Here is a 26328-nt window from a genome sequence, read left to right on the forward strand (position 1 = left end):
TTACTATGAGTTAACAACTAAGCGTTGTTCTCTTTTTTTATTAAATTAAGAGCAGAACCTTCATTGTACCATTCAATTTGAGCTTGATTATACGTATGATTCAAAGCAATAACATCTTTACTTCCATCTGCATGAACAACTTCTAAATGTAATTGTTTATCCGGTGCAAATGCATTTAAATCTGTAAAGTTGAAGGTATCATCTTCTTGAATTAAATCGTAATCAGCTTCATTATCAAATGTTAAACCTAACATCCCTTGCTTTTTAAGGTTTGTCTCATGAATACGTGCAAAAGATTTTACAATAACCGCTGCAACACCTAAATGTCTTGGCTCCATTGCTGCATGTTCTCTAGACGATCCTTCACCGTAATTATGATCACCTACAACAATTGTTTTGATACCAGCTGCTTTATATGCTCTTGCTGTATCTGGAACACCACCAAACTCACCTGTTAATTGATTTTTAACAAAATTGGTTTTCTTTCCATAAGCATTAACAGCTCCAATTAAACAGTTATTAGAAATATTATCTAAATGCCCTCTAAATCGCAACCATGGTCCAGCCATAGAAATGTGATCTGTTGTACATTTACCGAATGCTTTTATTAATAATTTAGCTCCATTAATTTCATTACCAATTGGCTCAAATGGTGTTAATAATTGAATACGTTCTGAATCTGGGTCTACAGAAACGACAACTCCACTTCCATCTGCAACTGGCGCTAAATAACCATTTTCTTTAACTTCAAAACCTTTTGGAGGCAATTCCCATCCTGTTGGTTCTGTAAACATCACTTCCTCTCCTTCTTCATTTATTAATTTATCCGTTAAAGGATTAAAATCTAAACGACCTGCAATAGCAATCGCAGCTGTTAATTCTGGTGATGCTACAAAAGCATGTGTATTTGGATTCCCATCGGCACGCTTAGCAAAGTTTCTATTGAAAGAATGTACAATACTATTTTTAGGTGCATTTTTAGGATCACTATATCTTGCCCATTGTCCTATACAAGGACCACAAGCATTTGTAAATATTTTAGCGTCTAATTTTTCAAATATTCCAAGAATTCCATCGCGCTCTGCAGTAAATCTTACTTGTTCAGAACCTGGATTAATTCCTAATTCAGATTTCATTTTTAAACCTTTATCTAGTGCTTGTTGCGCAATAGAAGAAGCCCTAGATAAATCTTCGTAAGATGAATTAGTACAAGAACCGATAAGTCCCCATTCTACTTGCATAGGCCAATCATTAGCTTTTGCTTTTTCTGTCATATCACGACCTACTTCTGTCGATAAATCGGGAGTAAAAGGGCCATTTAATAATGGGCCTAATTCAGAAAGGTTAATTTCGATAACTTCATCAAAATACTGTTCTGGATTAGCGTAAACTTCATCATCTGCTGTTAAGTAAGGTCTAATAGCATTGGCTGCATCAGCAACATCTGCTCTATCTGTAGCACGTAAATAACGCTCCATAGAATCATCATAACCAAAGGTTGATGTGGTTGCACCAATCTCAGCTCCCATATTACATATTGTTCCTTTTCCTGTACAGGACATAGACGTTGCACCAGGTCCAAAATATTCTACGATTGCTCCTGTTCCACCTTTTACAGTAAGAATTTCAGCTACTTTTAAAATCACATCTTTAGGTGCTGTCCAACCTGAAAGTTTTCCTGTTAATCTTACACCAATTAACTTAGGGAATTTAAGCTCCCAAGCCATTCCTGCCATTACATCAACGGCATCAGCTCCACCGACTCCAATGGCAACCATACCTAATCCTCCTGCGTTTACAGTATGTGAATCTGTACCAATCATCATTCCTCCAGGAAATGCATAATTTTCTAAAACAACTTGGTGAATAATACCTGCTCCTGGTTTCCAGAATCCAATGCCATATTTATTTGATACCGATTCTAAGAAATTAAATACCTCACTACTGGTTTGATTAGCGTGCTTTAAATCTGTTGCAGCTCCATCTTTAGCCTGGATTAAGTGATCACAATGCACTGTAGTTGGTACTGCTACTTTTGGCTTACCAGCTTGCATAAATTGCAATAATGCCATTTGTGCTGTTGCATCTTGACAAGCAACACGGTCTGGAGCAAAATCTACATAATCCTTTCCTCTTGTAAATGCCTTATTTGGTGTTCCGTCCCACAAATGAGAGTATAAAATCTTTTCTGAAAGTGTTAATGGTTTATCAACAATGTCTCTAGCAGCATCAACGCGCTCTGTCATGTTAGCATAAACCTTTTTAATCATATCAATATCAAATGCCATGGAATATCAGTTTTTAATTAATTTTACTAATATACAAAATGCAATATGACTTTAAAAGCGTTCATTACATATAATAATGATAGTGGAATAAGTATTTTCTATATCATAATTATTCTAAATTAAAAATAACATTATCTTAAAACAAGATTATAAAAAAAGCCTGAATCTAAGATTCAGGCTTTCACTTATATAAAATAAAATTTCAATTATCTTACTAATTGCTTCGTTGAAGGTTTAAACTTCGTTAAAACAATACCGTCTACTGCAGCTTCATATTCTGCAAGTGTAGGAGTTCTACCTAAAATTGTAGACAATACAACAACTGGAGTAGATGATAATAATGACTCCCCTTTTTTCTCACCAGAATCTTTTACAACTCTACCTTGGAATAAACGTGTTGATGTTGCCATAACCGTATCTCCTGGTGCTGCCTTTTCTTGGTTACCCATACAAAGGTTACATCCTGGACGCTCTAAGTATAACATATTTTCGTATCCTGTACGTGCTACTCCTTTTGGTGCGTTATCATCGAATTCGAAACCTGAATATCTCACTAAGACCTCCCAATCCCCTTCAGCTTTTAACTCATCTACAATATTATATGTCGGAGGAGCTACAACTAATGGCGCTTTAAATTCAACTTTACCATGTTGCGCTTCAATGTTCTTTAACATCTGCGCTAATATTTTCATATCACCTTTATGAACCATACAAGATCCTACGAATCCTAAGTCTACTTTTTTAGTGCCACCGTAAAAAGATAAAGGTCTAATATTGTCGTGTGTATAACGTTTAGAAACATCCTCGTTATTTACATCTGGATCTGCAATCATTGGTTCAGAAATTTCATCTAAATCAATAATAACTTCGGCATGATACTTGGCGTTAGCATCTGGTCTTAAAGATGGTTTGATACCTGTTTTAAGCTCAGTAATTCTAGTTTCTGCTTTATCTACAAGACCTTTAAGAACTTGTTTCGCATTGTCCATTCCTTTATCAATCATGATTTGGATACGACCTTTTGCAATCTCTAAAGATTCAATTAAGGTATCATCTTCAGATATACAGATAGACGCTTTCGCTTTCATCTCTGCTGTCCAATCTGTAAATGTAAAGGCTTCATCTGCAGTTAAAGTTCCAATATGCACTTCGATAATACGACCTTGGAATACATTTTCGCCTCCAAATTGCTTCAACATTTGAGATTGTGTAGCATGAACCACATCACGGAAATCCATATAAGATTTCATTTGTCCTTTAAACGTCACTTTTACTGACTCTGGAATTGGCATTGTAGCCTCACCTGTAGCCAATGCTAAAGCAACTGTTCCTGAATCTGCTCCAAAAGCAACTCCTTTAGACATACGTGTGTGCGAATCTCCACCAATAATAATGTCCCAATCACCAACAGTAATATCGTTCAATACTTTATGAATCACATCTGTCATTGGGAAATATTTCCCTTTAGGATCACGACCAGTAATTAAACCAAAGTCGTTCATAAAGCTCATTAATCTTGGTATGTTAGCTTTAGACTTATCATCCCAAACAGACGCTGTATGACAACCCGATTGGTAAGCACCATCAACAATTGGAGAAATCACTGTAGCAGCCATCATCTCTAATTCTTGAGAAGTCATTAAACCTGTAGTATCTTGAGAACCTACTATATTTACTTCTACTCTAACATTAGAACCTGCATGTAACGTTTTACCAGGCGTCGTTCCTACAGCATTTTTATTGAATATTTTTTCAACAGCTGTTAAGCCTTGTCCTTCAATAGATACTTCTTTTGAAGCTGCATATACTTGAGGAATATCTATTCCTAATATTTTACAAGCTAATGTTTGTAATTTTTTACCAAATACAACAGCGTAAGAACCTCCTGCTTTAATAAACTCCATTTTAGGCGGAGTTAACGCCGTAGAAATATCTTTTAATTCTTCACCGTCTTTGTATAATTTTTTTGTTTTTGTATTAATTGTTAATACTGTACCTGTATCAACAGAATAGGTTTGCTTTAAAACGGGTTCGCCATCTTTATCTACAATAGTATTTCCTTCTGCATCTATTTGCTTTTCCCAGTTTTTTAAATCGATACCAATACCTCCAGTTACACTAACCGTTGTTAAGAAAATCGGTGCAATTCCATTTGTACCAGCAATTACTGGAGCAAAATTGATAAATGGCACATATTTACTAAAAGGAACACCTGTCCATAATGCAACATTATTTACACCAGACATTCTTGAAGACCCAACTCCCATGGTTCCTTTTTCGGCGATTAACATTACACGCTTATCTGGATGCTGCTCTTTTAAAGCCAACAATTCATTTTGCATGTCTTTATTATGCTCAAACATACATTGACCATGTAATTCTCTATCTGATCTTGAGTGTGCATCTGCACCAGGAGATAATAAATCTGTAGAAATATCTCCAACACCAGCGATATAAGTTACGATTTCTATCTCTTCTTCAACATCTGGTAGCTTCGTAAAGAATTCAGCCTTAGCATAACTTTCTATAATATCTTTTGCAATGCTACTTCCTAAATTGAAAGCATTTTCTAAACGTTCCGTATCTGCCTCATATAAAAACACTTGTGTCTTTAACACTTTAGCAGCGTCTTCTGCAATAGCAGCATCGTCTCCTAAAGCTAAATCTAATAACACCTCTACTGAAGGTCCACCTTTCATATGCGCTAATTGCTCTAAAGCAAAAGCAGGAGTGATTTCTTTAACAACAGATTCACCTAAAATAATTTCTTTTAAAAACTTAGCTTTAACACCAGCTGCCCTAGTTGTACCAGGTAAAACATTATAGATAAAGAAATTAAGAGAATCCTCTCTATATTCGTTATTTAAATCTTTAATCTGATCTATAATCTGACTAAGTAACTCAGCACCATCAATCGGCTGAGGATGAAGTCCTTGAACTTTACGTTCTTCTATTTGCTTTAGGTAATCTGTATAAATGTTCATATAATATATAATAGAATTCTTTGAATGTTTTTACATTTTTTTTTAACCGAAACAAATCTACACATTTTAGATATATGTAACATTATTGACTATTCTTAAAATATATCGTATAATTAATTTTAATTATCGCAACATAATCACGTAAAAATCTAATAACAAGGCTATTAAGCGCAAAGTGAGCACGTTTTATTATTTAGAATAAGTATGAATTAAAATTCGGCTTTAAAGGAGATATAAATTTCGAAAACACGCATTTGATAGTGATAGAAATCAACAAACAAAAGAGTTCAATAAAATTAGAAAAAAGGCTGAGCTATAATCTTAAGCTACATTTTGGTTAAAACAGACTTTGAATGATCTTTTCGTCTGTAACACCCTCAGCTTCTGATTTGTAGTTTTTAATAATTCTATGTCTAAGAATTCCGGTTGCTACGGCTTGTATGTTTTCAATATCTGGTGAAAACTTACCATTTGTAGCCGCATGCGTTTTAGCTGCTAGAATTAAATTCTGAGACGCTCTTGGTCCTGCTCCCCAGTCAACAAATTCTTTTACGATCTCTGCTGCAGAATCTGCTTTAGGTCTCGTTTTAGCCACTAATGACACTGCGTATTCTATAACATTATCTGCAACAGGAATACGACGAATTACATTTTGAAAATCAATAATTTCTTGCGCTGTAAATAAAGAATTTACAGTCATTTGAACATCTGTAGTGGTCGCTTTTACAACATCAACCTCTTCTTGAAACGAAGGATATTCTAAATTAATAGCAAACATAAAACGGTCTAGCTGTGCTTCTGGTAATGGGTAGGTTCCTTCTTGTTCTATTGGATTTTGAGTTGCCAATACAAAGTATGGTAAACTTAATTTATACTGATGACCAGCTACAGTTACCGAGCGTTCTTGCATGGCTTCTAATAAAGCTGCTTGCGTTTTTGGTGGCGTTCGGTTAATCTCATCTGCTAAGACAATATTTGAAAAGATTGGTCCTTTAATAAATTTGAATTGTCTGTTTTCATCTAATATTTCGCTACCAAGTATATCACTTGGCATTAAATCTGGAGTAAACTGAATACGTTTAAAATTTAAGCCTAATGCTTGTGCAATGGTATTTACCATTAATGTTTTTGCCAAACCAGGCACTCCGATTAAAAGCGAGTGACCTCCGGAAAAAATAGAAATTAATATTTGATTTACAACTTCATCCTGACCTATGATAACCTTAGCAACCTCTTGCTTTAGTGCAGCATATTTCTTGACAAAATTTTCAATTATTGCAACATCAGACATACTCTATTATTTTTTTAACCAGTTACTTTGAAAATCACAATCTCTATACTCACCATTAATTTTAATGTAAGTATCAATAATGGTTTCTTTTTGCCATTTTTCAACAGCTTTAACTTGTTTGTCTTGTAAGGCTAAATTTTTAATTTTTAAGTAATCTTTTGCAAAATCGGCTTCGTGATCGTCAATACGATCAGTTACCGTTAAAATCTTGAATTTTATAGTATTTACACGATCTTCATCTTGTAAGACTTCACTAATTTCTCCATCTTTTAAATCTTGAATTTGAGAATACAACTCTGGTTCCATTCGTGTTAATTCAAAATTGAAATCTTGTGTAGTTGGATTTGTTAATTGACCACCTTCAAATTTAGTTTCCTTTTCGTCACTAAATTCTCTTGCTGCTTGTGCAAATGTTAATGAGCCATCCATGATTTTAGCTCTAACCTCTTTAATTTCGTCATTTGCTTTTTTAATAGCTTCTTGAGATAATTTTGGACGTAATAAAATGTGTCTAACATCATATTCTTGTCCTCTAACTTTTTCTAAAAACACAATATGAAAACCAAAATCAGTTTCAAATGGCTCTGAAATTTCACCTTCTTGCATATTAAAAACGGCATCCCTAAACTCTTTAACCATTCTTGGTTGCTTTCTGTTCATGGTCGGTAACTTACCACCATCACTTTTTGATCCGTCTTCAGAATAAAAGATCGCTTTAGTTACAAAACTAGAACCGTTTTCTTCTATGTCTCTTTTGAAATCATTTAATTGATCTATTACAGCTTGCTTAGCATCTTCTGTAACTTCTGGAATAATTACAATTTGAGCTAACTTTAATTCTGTTCCAAAAATAGGGCGTTCTTCTTTTGGGATATCGTTAAAAAACGTACGAACTTCTTCTGGTGTTACTTCGATATCTCCAATCACTTTAGATTGCATTTCTTGAGCAAGATATCCGTTCTTATTAATCTCATACATTTCATCACGTAAAGCCTTCTCTGAATCTTTTTTATAAAATTCTAATAAACCTTCCATGTCTCCTTTGGTCTGCGCCAAAATACCTTGTATTTGTTGTTCTGTACGCGACTTAATAAACAACTCATTAACAATTACACTATCTTGAATAGCTTGGTGTGCGTATAATTTATTTTCTAACAAGCTTCCAAAAAGTTCACATCTCGTTAAATCTTTAAGATCTGCTCCTTGCGCCTGAAGTTGTGCAATTTCTCTATCTAAATCAGATTCTAGAATAATAAAATCACCTACAACAGCTGCTACACCATCTGCTTTAATTCGAGTTTTGTTTACTAAAGTATCTTTAGTTTTTTCAACTTTTGGTGCTTCGTCGTCAATGATTTCTTGGGCGTTGCTGAAGTTGAATGAAATAAAACCAACCAAAAGGGCTGCTTTAATTATAAGTTTGGAATTTATTTTGTTTGATGGCATCTTTTGTAATATCATTTTCGAGTTGCTTGATGAGCTCTAGTTTTCGCTTATTTATAACAATTTTTTTGATTGACGAATTCACATAATCTAAAGGTGCGTAGTCGTTTTGAAGTCGCACATCGTTTACTAACATCAAATATAGGTTTAATGAATCTTTGAGCTGTAAGAAATTAGTTTTTTTTAACAGTTCATTTTTATTGGTGTTATTTAAAATTGGAATTTTCTCTGTAACCCTACTTAATTTCAACCAAAGAGAATCGTTTAACGAATACGATCTAAACTGTACAGAAATGGAATCTAAATACACTTTATCTTTATAACTAAAGCGTTGAAAACGTTTCTTTATTGTATCTAAATTAATTGGATTAAGTGGCAAACTTATATACCTAAATTGTATTAAGTTATCATTCAGCTTAAACGATTCTTTATTCTCATCGTAAAAAAGCTGTGCTGTTTCGCGCTTTACTACAGAATCAATATTTTTTTTAACTAAACCTTCTAAATACGCTTTGGTGTATAAATCATTTTTATACTGCTTTACTAATTTAGAAAATTCATTTTGCTTGTCCTCAGAAAGATTTACTAAAGCACCATCCATTAAAAGCAAACGTCTAGCCCAACGATCTACATAAGCATTAACCATTAAAGTACTATCTTCTTTAGAAGTGCCTTTGGGTACTAAATCCTTGATATCTTCTTTGTATAGGTAGTTTTCATTAACGCGCGCCACAGGATCTAGACCATCTGATTTTTTAAAATAATCACAGCTAGTTAAAAGTAAACAAAGGCAAAATATGTATAAAAAATATTTCAAAAAGTATATAAATTAGTTTCCTATTTTAGCTTTAATAGCATTAAGTGTTTCTTGATTCACTTCTACATTAAAACGCGCGTATAAATCAGTAACCCAATTGGTTTCGATCTCAGTTTGGTAATCATTAATCACGTTACCTTTTGCTTCATCTAATGATTTTTGTCCTGCTGGTAAAATTTCCACAACATCAATAACATGAAAAGCATCGTGATGTTCATAAACAGCTGAAACACCTTTTGTAGCTTTAAAATCTGAAGGCAGAACAGGATTATCTAAAGTGTAAGTTCCTTTCGTAAAGATAACGTTTTGCTTATCGTTTGTATTTAATTTTTCGTTAATAACAACCTCTGAATCCCCCTTCTTCATCATTTTAAGGGCTTTCTTTACATTAGATTTATCTGCTGAAGATGCGATAACAACCTCTACTCTATCACTCCATTGGTATTTCGATTTATTTTTACTGTAATATGATTCTATACCTGTAGAGTCCTGAGAAGCTTTATTCCAAATTTCTTTTTCCATTAAATCAAACAACAACAATCCGTCTCTATACTCTTTAAGAATATTGGCATACTCAATATTTTCTACCTCTAAATTATCTTCTCTGTATTGTAGAATTGAACTTTCAATAAAGCTCTCATATTCCTTCTCTACAATAGTAGTAAAAGGTGTTGCTTTACCTGAGTAAATTCGTTGTGCCGTTATTAAATGTTTTCCAAAGTCTTCATAAGTGAAAATCGTCTCATTTATAGAAAACAGCGTTTCATTAGCTTTAAAAGCTGCTGGTAAATTCCAATTACGGTTATAAAACTCATCGGTAAGAATAGACGTAAAATATCCTTTAGCTTCAGAATTATAGGTTACATCATACTTATTCTTTAGCTTAGTAATCATAGCTTCGTTAATTAACTTTGATCTAGAGTCCCTTTTTACTTTTGATTCAAAAGATTCTTTTAAATTTTCTAAAGGCTCAATTGGCTTTAAATTAATTCGTTTAACAATATGCCAACCATAGGCAGTCTTGAAAGGTTGAGTTACATCTCCATCATTCTTTAATGCAAAAGCAGCATCCTCAAACTCTAAAGAACTTAACTGCCCGCTTTTAAATGGTGCAATTTTACCACCTTCTCTAGCAGAACTCTTATCTTCTGAAAATTGTTTCGCTAAGGACTCAAAGCTTTCTCCTTGGTTTAACTTTTTATAAATATCATTAATTCGTTTTTCAGGATCGGCTAATGAGTCTTGAGAAACTAAGTTAACCATAATATGAGCTACCGTTGCTGTACCTCTAGATGATCTTTTATCATCAACTTTTACCACATGATAACCAAATTGGGTTCTGAATGGCATTGAAATTTCGCCAACATTAGTATTATACGCTGCCGTTTCAAATTCATAAACCATTTTAAAGGCTGAGAAATACCCTAGGTTTTCTAAAAAAATAGTTTTTCCGTTATGCATTTCAGCTTTCACTTTATCAAACCCTTCTTTTAAAGCACGCTCCCTTAAAGCCAAAACTTCATTATAAGCATTTAAAGTGTCTTTTGATGTTGCGTCTAAACGCACTAAAATATGGGACGCATTAATATCTATATTACTACGATCGTAAGCTTCTTTTACTAAAGCTTCAGTTACTTTATTCTCAGAAATGTAATTTTTAATTAACTGCTGCTTATATCTCAAAAACTCGCGTTGGTAGTTTTTATCTTCATCTAATTTTAAACGTTTAGCTTCTTTAAGCTTTAACTGGTATTCTGTAAATAATTTTAAATAACCATCAATATCCTTTTGGTTTTCATCTTGTACTAAATCTAAATTTTTGTTATAGACTCTTAAAAACTCCGAAGCCATAACTGGCTCTCCATTAACTGTAAGAAGTACTTGATCTTTTTCTTGTGCAAAAGAAAAACTAAGTGCAAAAAACACTAGAAACAAACATTTAATATTAAGCTTCATAATTTAAACTTGATTTGAATTGATATAAATAACTCACTTTTAAAACTCAGCAAAAGTAACATAAATAGCGTATTTAGCAAGTGGATTAAATAGCATTATTTTTAATAGTTACTGCTAGTTACATCGTAAAAATCACTACAAAAGTACATGTCATAATATTTTGCGATGATTTTAACAATTAAAAGTGTGCAACAACGATTAGATAACACTTTAACTATCGCTTTTTATACTTTTATCAAAACTTCAAGAGCATGCAGTATACCACTGAAATATTAATTGATAAACCTATTTCAGAAGTTATAAAAAAATTTAATTCTGCCGACAACTTAAAACATTGGCAAGAAGGCTTGGTTAGTACGGAACATATTTCAGGTATTCCGAACCAACTTGGTGCTAAAATGAAATTAAACTTTAGTTTTGGAAAACGTAAAATGGAAATTATAGAAACCATTACAAAACAAGAGTTCCCTAATGAATTACACGTTACTTACACAACTAAAGGAGTACGCAATGTTCAAGAAAATTATTTTAAAGCTTTAGAAAACAACACCACAAAATGGACCTCTATAACAGATTGCCAACCAACGAGCTTTAAGATTAGTTTAATGTTGTTTTTAATGCCTAGCGCGTTTAAAAAGCAGACAGAAACATATATGACTAATTTTAAGAAATTTGTAGAAGAAGGTATTTCTATTGACAAGTCTAATTAAGAGCAACTACTTTTTATAAATATTCAACACAATTAAACGATGCGAAAATTAAAATTAATATGGGATTTTAAAGGGCCAGCAGGACAAAAGACAGCTGAACACCATGTTATACACTTAAAAGAATATATTGAAATTAATAAACTAGACATTACTATTACTGGTGTTGAAACGCTTAGCGACATGCATAGTATAGCTTATTTGGTGGTTGATGAGTCAGAGATGAAACCTATACGAGATACTTTAAAGCCCCATAGAGGACAAGTGTATTCTTAAATTGAGGTATTTGAAATATACTTCTTAAAATTTGAAGTCTTAAAATAGCCGTTTAAAAAAGGCTTGAATAAATCGTTTTGGCGGGACTGATAGAATAATTTTTAAATCTTCGAACAATGTTGACTCTTCATCTAAAAACTTAAAAATAGTTTTAATATTCGTCTTTCTAAACATCGACGAAAACAAAGCAGCACCTTCCTTATTATGATTGGCTAATACATCTAACAATATAAGATCATAAAAGCCATATTTATCATTTTTATGAAAATTAGATAAATCCTCAGCTTTCTTTAAAAAAGACACGACGGCTTTTGTTTTTTTTGAAGTGTTTGTAAAGGTGTAACCAGAACTTGCTTTTGTCCAACCGCCAGCTGTCCCAATATTTAGTATATGCCTAGAATTTAAGTCGCTAAATTTGAAAGATGTCATCGGAATATTACCCTGTTCCTTTTCTATAATTTCGTAATCTATAATATTTCGTTCACTCAAATAATCTTTAATAGAAGCCTCATATTCAGAATGCTTTAATAAGTCTTTTGAAAACAAGGTATACTCAAACAAAGCTGTGTGTTTATCTATTGGTAACACATACATAAAACGTGTATTTCCGTTTTGAGGCACTGTAAAATCCATAATAGTGGCAGCAGAATCGTCAATTAATTCAGTTTTTGTTTTCACAAACCAACCGACAAAATGCTGGTGTATTAAAGGGTATTTATCTTGTGAAGTGTAAGTTTCAGGATTTGGTAAACTATTAAAAACCTTAGAACCTAAATAAGTATCATTTTCTCCAATTACCTGAACTCCCGTTTCTATTTCCGAAAAGCTATCAATAGTATCTTCAATAAAACTAAAATTAGATTTAGACGTTATAGTGTTCCATAATGATTTGTAAAATACTTCGCTTCTAATCATTTTATACCGATACGGCGCAATCGAAATAACTTTAGAAAACGTATCGCTTCCAAAGTAAACATTATTCCAAGTTTTAACTAAGAAATCATCCCATTCTCCTGGCCCTTCTTCCCAAAAACACCAAGTTCTATCATTGCCCTTATCTTTTATTTGGTCTATAATTACAATAGATTTATCATTAAAGAATGGGTCTTTTGACATTCTGTATGCCAGCATTAATCCCGAAGCACCTGCTCCTAAAATGATATAATCGTATTTTAATTCCATTTTGATAACTCTCTAATTGCAATTGAATTTTTAAACGGCAGAATGATACTCCTGCTTTTTAGAATAAAAACATTTATTTATCATGACGTTTTTCGGCATACTCATAGCCTTCTCTCCACCATTTCTCCATTAATCGTTTACTAAAAATAAGTGAATTCTCAGTTAGACTTGTAGGCGTGTAATATAAATTGAGTTTTACATTTTTATTTCGTGCAGCTAACTTTCCGATGATGATATCATTTCGTTCTACCTGATCTAGTAGATGTCCAAACAAACTAATCATTAATGAAAACGGGTTTTTTCCCAATACTTTTTGTTTCCCTAAAGTTTCGGCTTCTAAAACAATGGCATCAACTTCTGTAGCCCCACGCTGAATCGCTTCTCTAATTGGTATTACAGAGCCTAATCCACCATCTGCATATTCGTAACCGTCTACTTTTGCCAAGGACATAAACGGAATATAATTACATGAAATCCATATCCAATTACAAAATTCCTCGTATGAACATTCTTGAATAGATTTATATTCCACACGATTCATAGATAAATTAGAAACCGTTACTACTACATCGTGCTTATCTTTTCTGATTTTTAAGTATTCCTCATAGGTCACATTTTTTCTAATATGACGTCTTAAGGCTTTACTTTCCCCAAAAGTTCGTTTACGTCTAATAAACTGCCATAATGAATTTATAAAATCAATAGACACATATTCTCTATCTCCTTTTTTATGTTGTACAAAAGGACTTATACTAAAAATATCGTGCTGCTGTACGTTGGTAAAAATATCGTACAACTTGCCGATCTCGTTGACCGCTAAATGCGGTATTAATAGGCTTCCTGTTGATGTGCCCAAAAACAAATCGTAATTATGTTTTTCGCGCTCCATTAAGTACTGCGCCACTCCGCCTGCAAATGCACCTTTACTTCCTCCACCAGATATTACTAAAGCTCGCATTTAATTATATATGTTTGTTATTGTTGATTTATTCTGTTTCTAAAGGACTTACTTCCTCGTTTTTATACTTGGCGTAATTAAGGCCACTTTCCCACCATTTAGTCATTTTAACTTTATCAAAAACTAATGAATTGGTTGTTAAAACTGTTGGAGTATAATAAAAATTAATGATGGCGTTTTGATTTGACGCTACAAACTTACCGATTTTAATATTTTGGCTCTCTATTCTATCTAACATAAACGCAAACATGTTAGTCAGTAAGGAAAACGCATTAATCGAAGGCATTCTATTGAGTTGACTTATTTCCGTTTGTAAAATAATGGCATCTATTGTTGTTGCTCCTCGTTTTATAGCTTCTTCTATAGGAACCATAGATCCCAACCCTCCATCTGCATATTCACAGCCATTTTTCTTAGCTAGAGACATAAATGGCGTATAATTACAGGATATCCAAATCCATTCGCAGAACTCATCGTAATTAAAATCCATAATAGACTTATATTCAACTTGATTAAGTGATAAGTTAGAAACCGTAACTACAATATCTACATGACTTTCTTTAAGTGCAATAAACTCCGCTTTGGTTAATGTTCTTTTAATGAGTTGCTTTAAGTTAAGACTTGTCCCAAATGTTTTATACCCTTTTAACAAATTTAGAAGTACTGTAAAATGATTAATCCCTATAGTTTCAATACCATTTTTCTTTTTAATAATAAAAGGACAACTATCAAATATTGCATCATTATTTACACTAGTGTAAACTTGTTTTATTTTATCGACGCGGTTTAATCCTAAATGAGATACTAAAAGACTTCCTGTTGACGTCCCAATAAACAAATCGTATTTATGTTTTTTATTCTCAATTAAATACTGCGCCACACCACCTGCAAATGCACCTTTGCTTCCACCTCCAGATATCACTAATGCTCGCATTAATTTTATTTTTGTTGTAGTTTTTCAGACAATTCTTTAGCAAACTTAACCATTCGCCAGTTGTGATGTGATTTTGCTTTTTCTAAATTAGATAGACATTCTTCTGAACAAGACTTCATTAAATTTAGATAATTAAAAGCTTTAATTCTTACATCTGTATTATATTTTTCAGCAGTATATCCCTTTAACTCATCAAATAACACCTGTTTGTTGTCGGCATCATAATAAGGTGTATTCAAATTTAAAACAATCCATAACATTCGAACATTCTTATCACTGAAACCAATTGTTTTTCTCGTTTTAGAAAGGTATTTAGAACGTTCTAATGGGAAATTAACCCATAGATTATACAAAGCATTTTCTACCGTAATGTACGATTTATCATTGAGCAAAGACTCATAATCTGATTTTATACTTTCAGGAATTTTGGTCACATGTTTAGATATGGCTTGTCGGACTTTAAAACTATTATTAAACACCTCTGGCGTCACCAATTCTGGTACTTGCGAAATAACCTTCACTTTTGCTTCGTCTGAAACATAATACTTAAGATATTCTTCACATTTAGACGTTTTTGCTTCGCAATCTACCATGGCATATTCATTGATAAACGTAGATTGACGTTTCAAAATATCGTAGGCTTCTTCATAAGGAAAGGCTTTATTTTTAATCCAATAATTAACAAAATGAGATAAGGATTGACCGTATTGCTTTTCAACTTGAGAAATAAAATCAGCGGTTTCAACATTTCCGAATTGATGCTTTTCTAGATAATTTTTAACAGCTTTCTTAAAAACGACATCTCCTACCTTATCTTTTAAAGCATGCAAAACCCAAGCTCCGCGTTGGTAGAATGTTAAGCTACTCGATTTAGGATCTAAGAGTGATGTCCCGTTTCCTGAAAGATCTTGTCTGCTTAGCTCTAAAACGGACTTTAGTAATTTATAGTAGAAATAATTATCCCCAAAAATATCGCGTTCTGCCAAAAGCGCATAATACGTTGCAAAACCCTCCTGTAACCAATGATGCTCGCCAGATTTAGCAGTCACCAAATCACCAAACCATTGATGCGCTAACTCGTGCGCATTAATATTAACGTAGTTCTTGTCATTAAACCCAATTTCATCAACCACAAAAGCATCTGAGAAAATAGTAAGGCTTGTATTCTCCATACCTGCATATAGAAAATCGTGAACAGGAACTTGCTTGTAGTTTTGCCAAGGATAAGCAAAACCTATTTCTTCTTCTAAGAAATTAAACATCTGTTCAGAATAGCGATAGGTTGGCTCCACCTTGAGGGAATCTTCTGGGTAATAGTAATACTCTAAAGGAATACCGCTTTTAGACGTTTTAGTTTTTTTGTTGTATTTACCATAAACCATAGCTAGTAAATAGCTAGACATCGGTTTTTGCATTTGGTAAGAAACCTTTACCAAACCATCTTGCAACGGACTATTAATTGTATTTAAACCATTTGCGATGAAACGATATTCAGATTGCTTAACGGTACTTAAATTGAAGATGATTTTATCGTTAACATCATCTAAACTAGGAAACCAATGGCTGGTATACTTTCCTTGACCTTGAGTCCATACTTGAGGGGCATTCTCTCGTTTTAAAAAATACAACGCTTGTTTAGGCTTTGCTGAATAATCAAAATAGATGGTATAAGCTTGATTTTTCTGAAACGGATATTTGAAATAAATCTTATTATCTACATTGGAATAGTCTAATTTTTGAGTACTAGAATCCCCTACGCTTATCTCTACATTTTTGAATGTCATATTTACAGCATCCAAAAATATAGAATCTGCTGATTTAGTCATATCGAGATTATACCAAACCTTTCCTTTGACCATTGAAGAATCTAAAACGATATTAAGCATTCCGTTCGCTCTTTTGAAATCTACATATTCAGTTTGCTGAGCAAATGACAAACCGGAAATAAAAACACAAATCGTAACAAAAAATTTCTTCATAAAATATAACTAGACAAGAATAATAGCAAAATACGGAATTCAGCGCTTATATCACAAAAACTCAATTCTAAAAGTTATATTGTAATGATTAAATTAGATTCCTGTGTTACTAAAACGATTTTAGCCCAACCCGTCGAAATGACAGAAATGAGACTCCAATGTTTTTGTGCTCAATTTATAATTCCGATTTCACAATGAAATTAATTTTAACCGGAACAAAAACGCACTACTTAGTGACTGACAAATATCATGTTATTGGTTAATTTTATATGTATCTTTACCCTATTCAATTTTATTTATACATTTATAGCTCAGCTTTTTAATTAAATTATTCCCAATGACCCCAAATCTCTTTGAAATTGGTTATTACGACAATAATGATCTAAAATCACTTGGTTTTAAATCCCTTGGAACCAATGTTAAAATCGCTAAAAATTGTTTAATTTTTGGCATTCAAAATATCGCTATCGGCAATAATGTTATTATAGATTCATTTTGCTCTCTGATAGTGCCTGGAAATGGCTATTTAAACATAGGCTCTTATGTTCACATTGCTTCATATTGCCACTTACTAGCATCAGACGGTATTGAACTTAATGATTTTTGCGGTCTATCTCAAGGAGTAAAAATATACAGCAAAACGGATGATTATTCAGGTAATTCTTTAACTAATCCCACAATACCAGATTCATATAAAACCATGAAGAAAGGAAGAGTCTCGCTGGGTGAACACGCCATAATTGGTGCAGGATGTACTATACTTCCAAATGTTTTAATTGGAGAAGGCGCCTCTGTTGGCGCTTTATCTCTGATTGGTTCAAATTTAAACTCATGGACGTTATATGCAGGAAATCCATTAAGAAAACTCACAGAACGATCTAAAAATCTATTACATAAAAAGGAAGAATTTCTTGAAGAATTAAAACGAAAGAGTGACTAATTTTTATTTGAAATATTTCAAAAGCCCAAGTCAACTAACTTATGAACAATAATTTAGAATAACTTTTAGAAATATTTCAACTTTATTTTGTAAGAAAATTAATAAGTTTACGCTTTAATATATTGAATGATTTAATTGAAAACTTTAAAACACTTTTAACACTCCATCTTAGTTAATAATAATCTTATAATGCAGACAGAAACTGATACAAAAACCAAAATAAAAAATTATATTATTGAATCTACTTTTGATGATGTAGAAAAGATAAAAGATGCCACTCTTATATTTGAAGAAGGCATCCTGGACTCCATGGGTTTATTGTTTTTAATTGAATTTCTACAGGAAGAATTCAACTTAACAACTAGCGATGAAGAACTCGTTGTAGAAAATTTCCAATCTATTAATAGTATTATCGCCTTCATTGAGAGTAAAATGTAATTTCAAACTTTTTAGTCTTTAAAATATGTGCGGCATAGCTGGCTTTTATAATTTTAATTTATCCACAGAAGATAAAGTTCATACGCTTCGGCAAATGCTGACTAGAATTAAGCATAGAGGCCCTGATGAAAGCGGTATTTATATTTCTAAAGCTACTAGCCTTGGCAGTGTGCGACTCAACATTGTCGATTTAACCACAGGCACAATGCCACTATCCAACGCTGATGGTTCATTATGGATTGTATTTAATGGTGAGATATTTAACCATATTGAATTAAAAGAAGAACTACTCGCCAAAAATCACAGCTTTAAAACCCATAGCGATACGGAAGTTATTGTTCATCTCTATGAAGAATACGGTCCAGAATTTCTAAACAAATTAAATGGTCAGTTTGCTATTGCTATTTGGGATAAAAATAAACAAGAATTATTTTTAGCCAGAGACCGCGTTGGTATTAGACCTTTATTTTACACAACAGTTGGCGACGCTTTTGTTTTTGCTTCGGAGATAAAATCATTTTTAGAGTTTCCAGAATTTAATCCAAAAATTTCAGCCAAAGCATTATCCGAATATTTCACGTTTTGGACAACCCTATCGGCTAACACAGCTTTTGAGGGTGTTTTTGAATTACCTCCAGGAAGCTACATGACGATTAACGCGAATTCTAAAACCATAAAAACCTATTGGGAATTACCAATATCCAAACCAAAAGACTATAAATACAATACACTAAAAGAAGCTTCTGAAGCTTTTGAATTTATTTTTACAGATGCTGTAAAATTAAGACTTAGAGCAGACGTAAAAGTAGCCGCATATTTAAGCGGAGGCTTAGACTCTAGCATTACCACGTCATTTATAAAAAAGATCACACCAGATAGCCTCAGGACGTTTTCCATTGGTTTTACAGAAAAGGATTTTGACGAATCATCTTTTCAAAATATAGCTCAAGACTATTTTAAAACAGAGCATTCGAGTATCATTTGTAGCTCAAAAGATATTTCAGAAAACTTTAAAGATGTAGTCTGGCACTCTGAAGCTCCTTTATTGCGCACAGCTCCTACGCCTATGAGTATGCTCGCAAAAAGTGTTCAAGATCATAATATTAAAGTGGTCATAACAGGCGAAGGTGCTGATGAACTTTTTGGCGGCTACAATATATTTAAAGAAACTAAGATTAAGCATTTTTGGGCTAAGGACCCACAATCTAAATACCGACCTTTATTACTCAAAAAACTATATCCTTATATTCCACAAATAAGCAAAGCAAACAACACCGTATTGAAGTTGTTTTTTGGCTTTAAATTAAACGAAACAGCATCGCCAATTTATTCACATTTACTACGGTGGCATAACACTTCTCGAATCAATAATTATCTTTCAAAAGATTATAAAGAAGCGGTTCATAATTATAATCCAATTGCTAAAATTGAAAAGCAGTTAGACGCTAAATTTAAAGACCTTGACTATTTGACCAAGGCACAATGGATTGAATTACATTTCTTTATGTCAAAATATCTATTATCTTCTCAAGGAGATAGAATGGCTATGGCAAATTCAGTTGAAGGTCGTTATCCATTTCTAGATCACAGAGTTATTGAATTTTGCATGCAATTGAATCCGGATTTAAAACTAAATGGCTTAAACGAAAAGTATTTACTAAAGAAACTAATGAAAGACAGATTACCAGAATCTATTTTAAACCGATCGAAGCAAGCCTATCGAGCACCTATTCAAAGCGCTTTTTTTTCAGAAGAAATGCCTCCTTATTTAGATGCGATGCTCTCGGAGGAAAAAATTACAGAGTTTGGTGTTTTCAACGCAGCATACATTAGTAAACTTAAAAAGAAGATGATACTAAATAAACAAGTATCAGAAATTGACAATATGGCAATTACAGCTGTTTTATCCACTCAAATATTATACGATTTATTCATCAACAAGAGCATACCAAAATTACAAGAAAGCGATCTTGTGATATTGAATAAAACAATACTAGACGAATCCGTCATCTAAACGAATTAACTATGACTACAACGCGCAAACCTTTTTCAAAAGATATTTTACATATTGAAAACATCGATATCGTTTGTAATGAGATCATTTCAAAATTAAAAACTGATATTGCTAAAACATTACAGCGAAGAGGTGCCGTTATTGGTATCAGCGGTGGAATTGACTCTTCAGTCTGCATGGCATTATCTGCTAAAGCTTTTGGCCCGAATAAAGTTACTGCAATTATGCTCCCAGAGCAAGATTCTAGTGATGACAGCCGAATGCTCGCCGAAAAACTAGCCGCTAAATTTGAAATTACAGATACCATAGTTGAAGATATTACCAAAGCCTTAGATGGTTTTGGATGCTACCAAAGACGAGATGACGCCATCGGAAGAGTCATCACTAATTTTGATCCTACTATTGACAAAGCTAAAATTGAAATTAAGCAAGATGCAGCATCAAACTTGCCTCCTGCTTTTTCTGTAACGGTTATAAAACCAAATGGCGAAGTGATTAGCAAGTTGTTGCCCGTAAAAGAATACCTTCAAATTGTGGCTTCTACCAATTTTAAACAACGTAGCAGAATGAGCATGCTTTATTATCATGCCGAAAGATTACATTATGCCGTAATAGGTACACCAAACAAACATGAAGTAGAACAAGGATTTTTCGTAAAACATGGAGATGGTGGTGCAGACGTGATGCCTATTGGTCATTTATACAAAACTCAAGTTTACCAATTAGCGCGTTATTTAGGAGTACCACAAGAGATTATTGATCGCACACCAACCACAGATACTTACACGGCTGAACAAACACAAGAAGATTTCTTTTACCAAATGCCTTTTGAGCAAATGGATCTCATTTGGTATGGTTGGGAAAATGAATATCCAGCAAATGAAGTTGCTAAAGTTATGGGAAGAACTCCTCAATATATTGAAAACATTTACAAAAACTTTGAACGCAAAAGAAAGACTACGGAATATTTAAGAATGCGTCCAATATTTTAAAACCCCTAAATATGAATGTTTTTGATCACTTATTTGATAGCTCTAAACATCTCGAAAAAGACTTTTTGCTCAACTCAAAGGAAACCGTTTCATTTCATAAACTTCATAGTGATAGTTTAAAGATAGCATCCTATTTAAAAGAAACTGTTGGCGAGAATCAACATATTACATTAATTAGTCCAAATTCCACTTTCTTCATAACAGCATACTTAGGGATTTTAAAATCGGGTAATATATGTGTGCCCTTAAATTTTAGCATAGAACAAGGCAATTTAGATTACATTTTAAACACAACAGAAAGTGCCATCGTTTTTATTTCAAAATCGTTAAAACGCAAATTAGAATTCAACTCAAATATCCATTTAATTGATGAAGATGAATCTTTAGAAATTAGAGAGCATCAGAATATTCTTGAAATGAATTCAAATTTCGACAGTAATCGTGTAGCAGAAATCATTTTTACGTCTGGCTCTACAGGAGAACCAAAAGGAGTAATGATTAGTCATCAAAATATTATCGCAAATACAGATGCTATCATTACGTATTTAAAATTGACTTCAAATGACATTATGTGTGTCGTATTACCGTTCTTTTACTGCTATGGCTTATCGTTATTACATACACACCTCAAAGTTGGAGGCTCCGTAGTCCTAAATAATAGTTTTATTTTTCTTGGTTCAGTTATCAACGATTTAAAAAATTATAACTGTACCGGATTTGCTGGTGTTCCAAGTCATTTTCAAATCTTATTAAAAAAATCGCAAACGTTTAAAACCGAAGCGTTCCCTAGCTTAAGGTACGTAACACAAGCAGGTGGTAAATTGCATACTGTTTTTATCGACGAGTTCACAGAAGCCTTTCCAACTAAAGAATTCTATGTGATGTATGGCCAAACCGAAGCCACAGCACGCTTATCTTATTTACCTCCTGAATTTATCCAGACCAAAACAAGCTCCATCGGAAAAGCCATTCCTAATGTCGAATTAAAAATAGTTAACGACAAAGGCGAAACCGCAACCACAGATGAAGAAGGAGAGCTGTTAGCACGTGGAGAAAACATCATGTTAGGCTACTTTAAAGACAAAGAAGGCACTGACCTGGCCATTATAGGTGGATGGCTGCACACAGGTGACTTAGCCAAAATAGACAAGGATGGATTCATCTACTTAGTGGCAAGAAAGAAAGAAATCATAAAAGTTGGTGGTAAACGCGTCAGTACAAAGGAAATTGAAGACGTTATACTAGTAATCCCAGAAGTCGAAGACTGTATGATTACTGGTTTTGATGACGACCTTTTAGGTGAGGCTATACAAGCCACCATCGTTCTTAGCCATGTAATTGACCAAGACAACATGAAAGAAAAAATTCTTAAAGAGTGCTCTAAACATCTGTCCACTTATAAAATCCCGCAACGGATTGTTTTTGAAAAAACGATACCATTGAGCGCCACAGGAAAGAAAAGCATTAAATAACAATACGTTAGTCAGAGTGATTTTCTAAAGCGAAAACACCATCCTATTGCGTATTACAAGGAGTAAAATAGATTCCGGCCTTCGCAGAAATGACAAACCTAAAATTTACCGATCAAAATAAAGTTGAATTCTTCATCAAATGAGATTCCTACGTTCGCAGGAATTTGGTAAATTCGCAACTATGAGTGTGAATTTACAAACTCCAATCGATTACCTTAAAGGCGTTGGCCCAAACCGTGCAGATTTGTTGCGCTCGGAATTGGGTATTCAAACTTATCAAGATCTATTAAATTTATTTCCTAATCGCTATATAGATCGTACCAGATATTACAAAATCAATGAATTACAGCGTAATAATGCAGAAGTTCAAATCGTTGGACAAATCACAGGTTTTAGAGAAGTCGCCCAAAAGCGGGGCAAACGTTTAGTCGCAGACTTTAGGGACGACACAGGCATGATGGAACTCGTTTGGTTCAGAGGTCAAAAATGGATTAGAGAGAGCTTAAAAGTAAAACAAAACTACGTCATCTTCGGAAAAACCAATTGGTTTAGTGGTAAATTCAATATGCCACATCCCGAAATAGAATTGCAATCGGAGCACGAAAGTAATTTGCGTTCAGCCATGCAAGCCATTTATCCTTCAACCGAAAAATTATCAAATAAGGGTGTTACAAATAAAGTTGTAACCAATATAATGCAGCAATTATTTTTGGAAACCAAAGGTCGGTTTGTAGAAACGTTGCCTGATTCAGTTATGGCTGAATTAAAATTAATTTCCAAATCTGAAGCGCTTTTTAATATTCATTTTCCGAAGACTCCAGAGCTGTTAGCAAGGGCCCAATTTCGATTAAAATTTGAAGAATTATTTTACATTCAGCTGCAATTAATTATTAAAAACCTCATTCATAAATCGAAAATAAAAGGCTTCTCTTTTGATAAAGTCGGAGACCATTTTAATACGTTTTATAAAGACCATTTACCCTTCGAATTAACCAATGCACAGAAGCGCGTTTTAAAAGAAATCAGACTCGATTTAGGTAGTAATGCACAGATGAATCGACTTTTACAAGGAGATGTAGGCTCAGGAAAAACCATAGTCGCGTTTATGTCAATGCTAATGGGGCTTGATAACGGTTTTCAATGTTGCCTAATGGCTCCGACTGCTATTTTGTCAGCTCAACACTACCAAGGAATAAGTGAATTGTGCAAACCACTCAACATCAGTGTTTCACTATTAACTGGTTCAACCAAAACTTCAGAACGAAAAATAATTCACGAAAATTTAGAAAATGGTAATTTACAGATCCTAATTGGCACACATGCACTACTTGAAGACAAGGTTAAATTCAAGAATTTAGGGCTTGCTATTATAGACGAACAGCACCGTTTTGGAGTGGCGCAACGGAGTAAATTATGGCATAAAAATGAACTCCCCCCAAACGTCTTGGTGATGACCGCTACTCCCATTCCGAGAACCTTAGCCATGTCTGTTTATGGCGACTTAGATATCTCCGTGATTGATGAATTACCAGCAGGACGAAAACCGATAAAAACGGTTCATAGATTTGATAATAACCGATTGAAAGTTTTCAAATTTATGAAAGATGAAATCGCTTTAGGCAGACAAATTTATATCGTCTATCCTTTAATTCAAGAAAGCGAAAAAATGGATTATAAGGATTTAATGGATGGGTACGAAAGTGTCTCTAGAGAATTCCCAATGCCAGATTATCAGATTTCAATTGTTCATGGAAAAATGAAACCTGCCGATAAAGATTTTGAAATGCAACGCTTTGTTAAAGGTGAAACTCAAATTATGGTAGCTACAACCGTTATCGAAGTTGGTGTAAACGTCCCTAATGCTTCGGTAATGATTATTGAAAGCGCAGAACGCTTTGGATTATCGCAATTACACCAATTGCGCGGACGTGTTGGTCGTGGTGCTGAGCAGAGTTATTGTATCCTAATGACAAGCCACAAACTAAGTCAAGATAGTAAAACTAGACTCGAAACTATGGTACGCAGTAGTGATGGCTTTGAAATTGCTGAAGTTGATCTAAAATTACGTGGACCAGGCGATCTTATGGGTACCCAACAAAGTGGTGTTTTAAACCTTAGAATTGCCGATATTGTAAAAGACAAGGACATTTTAGAACAGTCGCGTTATTATGCTAAAAACATTCTGAAATTAGATCCTAGCTTAGTGTCTCCAGAACACAGTGTCATACTCCATACTTATAAACAAATGAGTAAGTATCGCAACATTTGGAATTATATTTCATAAACCTCTGAATAGTCATTTTAACAGTTCAATTTGAAACAAAAAAAAGAGAAGCTTATAACGTCTCTTTTCCCTTTCTTAATCAAAGCAAAATGTTTTGTATTAAGCCACCTGCTCTTCGTGTTTACCTTCGTAAACCTCTTCTACTAATTTTTTATTGAACGCTGGTAAATCCTCAGGCGATCTACTAGTTACTAATCCAGAATCCACCACAACTTCTTCATCGACCCAATTAGCTCCGGCATTAATCATATCCGTTTTTATAGAATCGTATGATGTGATTTTTCGTCCTTTTAAAACACCTGCTTCTGCTAATAACCATGGTGCATGACATATGGCAGCAACTGGTTTATGGTTTTCAAAAAATGATTTTACAAAGGATACCGCAGCCTTATTCTTACGTAATACGTCTGGATTGATTTGTCCTCCAGGTAGTACTAAAGCATTGTAATCCTTCTGATTCACGTCATCCAACGTTTTATCTACTTTATATGAGTTGCTCCAATTTCCATCTGCCCATCCTTTAATTTCACCAGACTCTAAGGATACAATATGCACTTCTGCGCCTGCATCTTCTAAAGCCTTTTTGGGTTCTCTTAATTCACTTTCTTCAAATCCGTTTGTTGCTAAAATAGCTACTGTTTTTTTATTTAAATTTTCCATGTTAATCTTAATTTTAATTCGTGTTAAATTTTTCGTCTGTATTATTGAAATTCAATGTACATAGGTAAAACCTAACTAACAGTCGATTGTAATTCACTCATGGCTTCACCAATGAAAGTGTTACCTTCTATGATTTCGAATGTGGTATTATACGGAGCATCATCATTTAAAGATTTCACGAGGGTTTGCGCCACGTCTGCTCTACTAATTTCACCACGTTTATTTAATTTTTCTTTTAATTCTATCGTTCCTTTTCCTTCATTATTAGTTAAAGATCCAGGCCTTACAATTGTATATTTAAGTCCACTGTTTTTAAGATGTTCGTCAGCGTTTTGCTTGGCTTTTAGATACTCTTGCAATTCTTCTGAAGCTTCTGGTTGATCTGCCCCCATAGAACTCAACATCACAAATCGGTTAACATTCGCCATCTTAGAAACAGCCATTAAACGTTTAGCTCCCTCTTGGTCAACTTCTACGACATTTTTTCCGCCAGAACCCGCAGCAAAAATCACTTTATCAATGCCTTTTACAGCATGCGTCAAGTCTTCTGTTAAATCTGCAAGTACGGTTTCTACTCCGTCGTCTTTAAATTGTTTTTTCTGTTCTTCTTTTCTAACCATAGCAATCGGGTTAAAGTATTGCGATGCTTTTAAAAGATTAACCACTTGTTTTCCTGTGGTACCATTGGCACCAGCTACTAATATATTTTCCAT

General features: G+C 33.6%; 20 protein-coding genes. 8 read left to right on the plus strand and 12 right to left on the minus strand.

Annotated elements, in window-relative coordinates; all coding sequences use genetic code 11:
- Positions 1–17: 17 nt before the first annotated feature.
- The 6 genes from HM984_RS12265 to HM984_RS12290 form a co-directional block, all read right to left on the minus strand.
- Positions 18–2288, minus strand: coding sequence for an aconitate hydratase (locus tag HM984_RS12265; protein ID WP_115809641.1), 2271 nt, complete (start codon positions 2286–2288; stop codon positions 18–20).
- A gap of 206 nt (positions 2289–2494) precedes the next feature.
- Positions 2495–5272, minus strand: coding sequence for a bifunctional aconitate hydratase 2/2-methylisocitrate dehydratase (locus HM984_RS12270; protein WP_179349360.1), 2778 nt, complete (start codon positions 5270–5272; stop codon positions 2495–2497).
- Between the two features lie 337 nt (positions 5273–5609).
- Complete coding sequence (locus tag HM984_RS12275) at positions 5610–6563, minus strand: AAA family ATPase (protein WP_179349361.1); 954 nt, start codon at positions 6561–6563, stop codon at positions 5610–5612.
- Between the two features lie 6 nt (positions 6564–6569).
- Entirely contained in the window at positions 6570–8009 is a 1440-nt protein-coding gene (locus HM984_RS12280; protein WP_245940336.1) for a peptidylprolyl isomerase, read from the minus strand.
- Positions 7972–8823, minus strand: a complete 852-nt coding sequence (locus HM984_RS12285) for a peptidyl-prolyl cis-trans isomerase (protein ID WP_179349362.1) — start codon at positions 8821–8823, stop codon at positions 7972–7974. The genes HM984_RS12280 and HM984_RS12285 overlap by 38 nt, the downstream gene beginning before the upstream one ends.
- A 12-nt stretch (positions 8824–8835) precedes the next feature.
- Positions 8836–10779 (minus strand): peptidylprolyl isomerase, encoded by a 1944-nt coding sequence (locus HM984_RS12290; RefSeq protein WP_179349363.1) that lies wholly within the window; start codon positions 10777–10779, stop codon positions 8836–8838.
- A gap of 251 nt (positions 10780–11030) precedes the next feature.
- On the opposite strand from HM984_RS12290, the gene HM984_RS12295 reads away from it, so the two are divergent.
- Both HM984_RS12295 and HM984_RS12300 read left to right on the plus strand, forming a co-directional pair.
- Entirely contained in the window at positions 11031–11489 is a 459-nt protein-coding gene (locus tag HM984_RS12295; protein ID WP_115809631.1) for an SRPBCC family protein, read from the plus strand.
- Positions 11490–11528: 39 nt separating this feature from the next.
- Positions 11529–11762 (plus strand): hypothetical protein, encoded by a 234-nt coding sequence (locus HM984_RS12300; RefSeq protein WP_115809629.1) that lies wholly within the window; start codon positions 11529–11531, stop codon positions 11760–11762.
- A 39-nt stretch (positions 11763–11801) separates the two neighbouring features.
- Here the strand turns inward: HM984_RS12300 and HM984_RS12305 are convergent, their stop codons facing one another.
- The 4 genes from HM984_RS12305 to HM984_RS12320 form a co-directional block, all read right to left on the minus strand.
- A complete protein-coding gene (locus tag HM984_RS12305; RefSeq protein WP_179349364.1) occupies positions 11802–12944 on the minus strand; it encodes a lycopene cyclase family protein in 1143 nt (380 codons plus the stop codon).
- Between the two features lie 73 nt (positions 12945–13017).
- Positions 13018–13902, minus strand: a complete 885-nt coding sequence (locus tag HM984_RS12310) for a patatin-like phospholipase family protein (protein ID WP_115809625.1) — start codon at positions 13900–13902, stop codon at positions 13018–13020.
- A gap of 28 nt (positions 13903–13930) precedes the next feature.
- Complete coding sequence (locus HM984_RS12315; RefSeq protein WP_115809623.1) at positions 13931–14836, minus strand: patatin-like phospholipase family protein; 906 nt, start codon at positions 14834–14836, stop codon at positions 13931–13933.
- 5 nt (positions 14837–14841) lie between these two features.
- Complete coding sequence (locus HM984_RS12320; RefSeq protein ID WP_179349365.1) at positions 14842–16815, minus strand: M1 family metallopeptidase; 1974 nt, start codon at positions 16813–16815, stop codon at positions 14842–14844.
- Between the two features lie 337 nt (positions 16816–17152).
- Between HM984_RS12320 and HM984_RS12325 the strand changes: the two genes are divergently transcribed.
- The 6 genes from HM984_RS12325 to recG all read left to right on the plus strand — a co-directional run bounded on the left by HM984_RS12325 (position 17153) and on the right by recG (position 24955).
- A complete protein-coding gene (locus HM984_RS12325) occupies positions 17153–17755 on the plus strand; it encodes an acyltransferase (protein ID WP_179349366.1) in 603 nt (200 codons plus the stop codon).
- A gap of 189 nt (positions 17756–17944) precedes the next feature.
- The gene (locus HM984_RS12330; RefSeq protein WP_179349367.1) at positions 17945–18193 is read left to right on the plus strand and encodes an acyl carrier protein; all 249 of its coding nucleotides are present in this window, start codon (positions 17945–17947) and stop codon (positions 18191–18193) included.
- Positions 18194–18218: 25 nt separating this feature from the next.
- Positions 18219–20207, plus strand: a complete 1989-nt coding sequence (asnB, locus tag HM984_RS12335) for an asparagine synthase (glutamine-hydrolyzing) (RefSeq protein ID WP_179349368.1) — start codon at positions 18219–18221, stop codon at positions 20205–20207.
- 11 nt (positions 20208–20218) lie between these two features.
- A complete protein-coding gene (gene nadE / locus HM984_RS12340) occupies positions 20219–21199 on the plus strand; it encodes an NAD(+) synthase (protein WP_179349369.1) in 981 nt (326 codons plus the stop codon).
- An 11-nt stretch (positions 21200–21210) separates the two neighbouring features.
- The gene (locus tag HM984_RS12345; RefSeq protein WP_179349370.1) at positions 21211–22671 is read left to right on the plus strand and encodes an AMP-binding protein; all 1461 of its coding nucleotides are present in this window, start codon (positions 21211–21213) and stop codon (positions 22669–22671) included.
- A gap of 181 nt (positions 22672–22852) precedes the next feature.
- On the plus strand, positions 22853–24955 hold the full coding sequence (recG, locus tag HM984_RS12350) for an ATP-dependent DNA helicase RecG (protein ID WP_179349371.1): 2103 nt from the start codon (positions 22853–22855) through the stop codon (positions 24953–24955).
- A 99-nt stretch (positions 24956–25054) separates the two neighbouring features.
- On the opposite strand, the gene HM984_RS12355 is transcribed toward recG, so the two are convergent.
- A complete protein-coding gene (locus tag HM984_RS12355) occupies positions 25055–25615 on the minus strand; it encodes a type 1 glutamine amidotransferase domain-containing protein (RefSeq protein ID WP_115809607.1) in 561 nt (186 codons plus the stop codon).
- Between the two features lie 71 nt (positions 25616–25686).
- On the minus strand, positions 25687–26328 hold the full coding sequence (locus HM984_RS12360) for an SDR family oxidoreductase (RefSeq protein WP_179349372.1): 642 nt from the start codon (positions 26326–26328) through the stop codon (positions 25687–25689).

It is taken from the genome of Winogradskyella pacifica (genome assembly GCF_013403915.1).
Lineage (GTDB): Bacteria > Bacteroidota > Bacteroidia > Flavobacteriales > Flavobacteriaceae > Winogradskyella > Winogradskyella pacifica.

Bases quoted from the DNA above. Each gene is read 5' to 3' on its own strand.
- HM984_RS12265 (WP_115809641.1), bottom strand. From the start codon at position 2,288: ATGGCATTTGATATTGATATGATTAAAAAGGTTTATGCTAACATGACA.
- HM984_RS12270 (WP_179349360.1), bottom strand. From the start codon at position 5,272: ATGAACATTTATACAGATTACCTAAAGCAAATAGAAGAACGTAAAGTT.
- HM984_RS12275 (WP_179349361.1), bottom strand. From the start codon at position 6,563: ATGTCTGATGTTGCAATAATTGAAAATTTTGTCAAGAAATATGCTGCA.
- HM984_RS12280 (WP_245940336.1), bottom strand. From the start codon at position 8,009: ATGCCATCAAACAAAATAAATTCCAAACTTATAATTAAAGCAGCCCTT.
- HM984_RS12290 (WP_179349363.1), bottom strand. From the start codon at position 10,779: ATGAAGCTTAATATTAAATGTTTGTTTCTAGTGTTTTTTGCACTTAGT.
- HM984_RS12295 (WP_115809631.1), top strand. From the start codon at position 11,031: ATGCAGTATACCACTGAAATATTAATTGATAAACCTATTTCAGAAGTT.
- HM984_RS12300 (WP_115809629.1), top strand. From the start codon at position 11,529: ATGCGAAAATTAAAATTAATATGGGATTTTAAAGGGCCAGCAGGACAA.
- HM984_RS12305 (WP_179349364.1), bottom strand. From the start codon at position 12,944: ATGGAATTAAAATACGATTATATCATTTTAGGAGCAGGTGCTTCGGGA.
- HM984_RS12310 (WP_115809625.1), bottom strand. From the start codon at position 13,902: ATGCGAGCTTTAGTAATATCTGGTGGAGGAAGTAAAGGTGCATTTGCA.
- HM984_RS12315 (WP_115809623.1), bottom strand. From the start codon at position 14,836: ATGCGAGCATTAGTGATATCTGGAGGTGGAAGCAAAGGTGCATTTGCA.
- HM984_RS12320 (WP_179349365.1), bottom strand. From the start codon at position 16,815: ATGAAGAAATTTTTTGTTACGATTTGTGTTTTTATTTCCGGTTTGTCA.
- HM984_RS12325 (WP_179349366.1), top strand. From the start codon at position 17,153: ATGACCCCAAATCTCTTTGAAATTGGTTATTACGACAATAATGATCTA.
- HM984_RS12330 (WP_179349367.1), top strand. From the start codon at position 17,945: ATGCAGACAGAAACTGATACAAAAACCAAAATAAAAAATTATATTATT.
- asnB (WP_179349368.1), top strand. From the start codon at position 18,219: ATGTGCGGCATAGCTGGCTTTTATAATTTTAATTTATCCACAGAAGAT.
- nadE (WP_179349369.1), top strand. From the start codon at position 20,219: ATGACTACAACGCGCAAACCTTTTTCAAAAGATATTTTACATATTGAA.
- HM984_RS12345 (WP_179349370.1), top strand. From the start codon at position 21,211: ATGAATGTTTTTGATCACTTATTTGATAGCTCTAAACATCTCGAAAAA.
- recG (WP_179349371.1), top strand. From the start codon at position 22,853: ATGAGTGTGAATTTACAAACTCCAATCGATTACCTTAAAGGCGTTGGC.
- HM984_RS12355 (WP_115809607.1), bottom strand. From the start codon at position 25,615: ATGGAAAATTTAAATAAAAAAACAGTAGCTATTTTAGCAACAAACGGA.
- HM984_RS12360 (WP_179349372.1), bottom strand. From the start codon at position 26,328: ATGGAAAATATATTAGTAGCTGGTGCCAATGGTACCACAGGAAAACAA.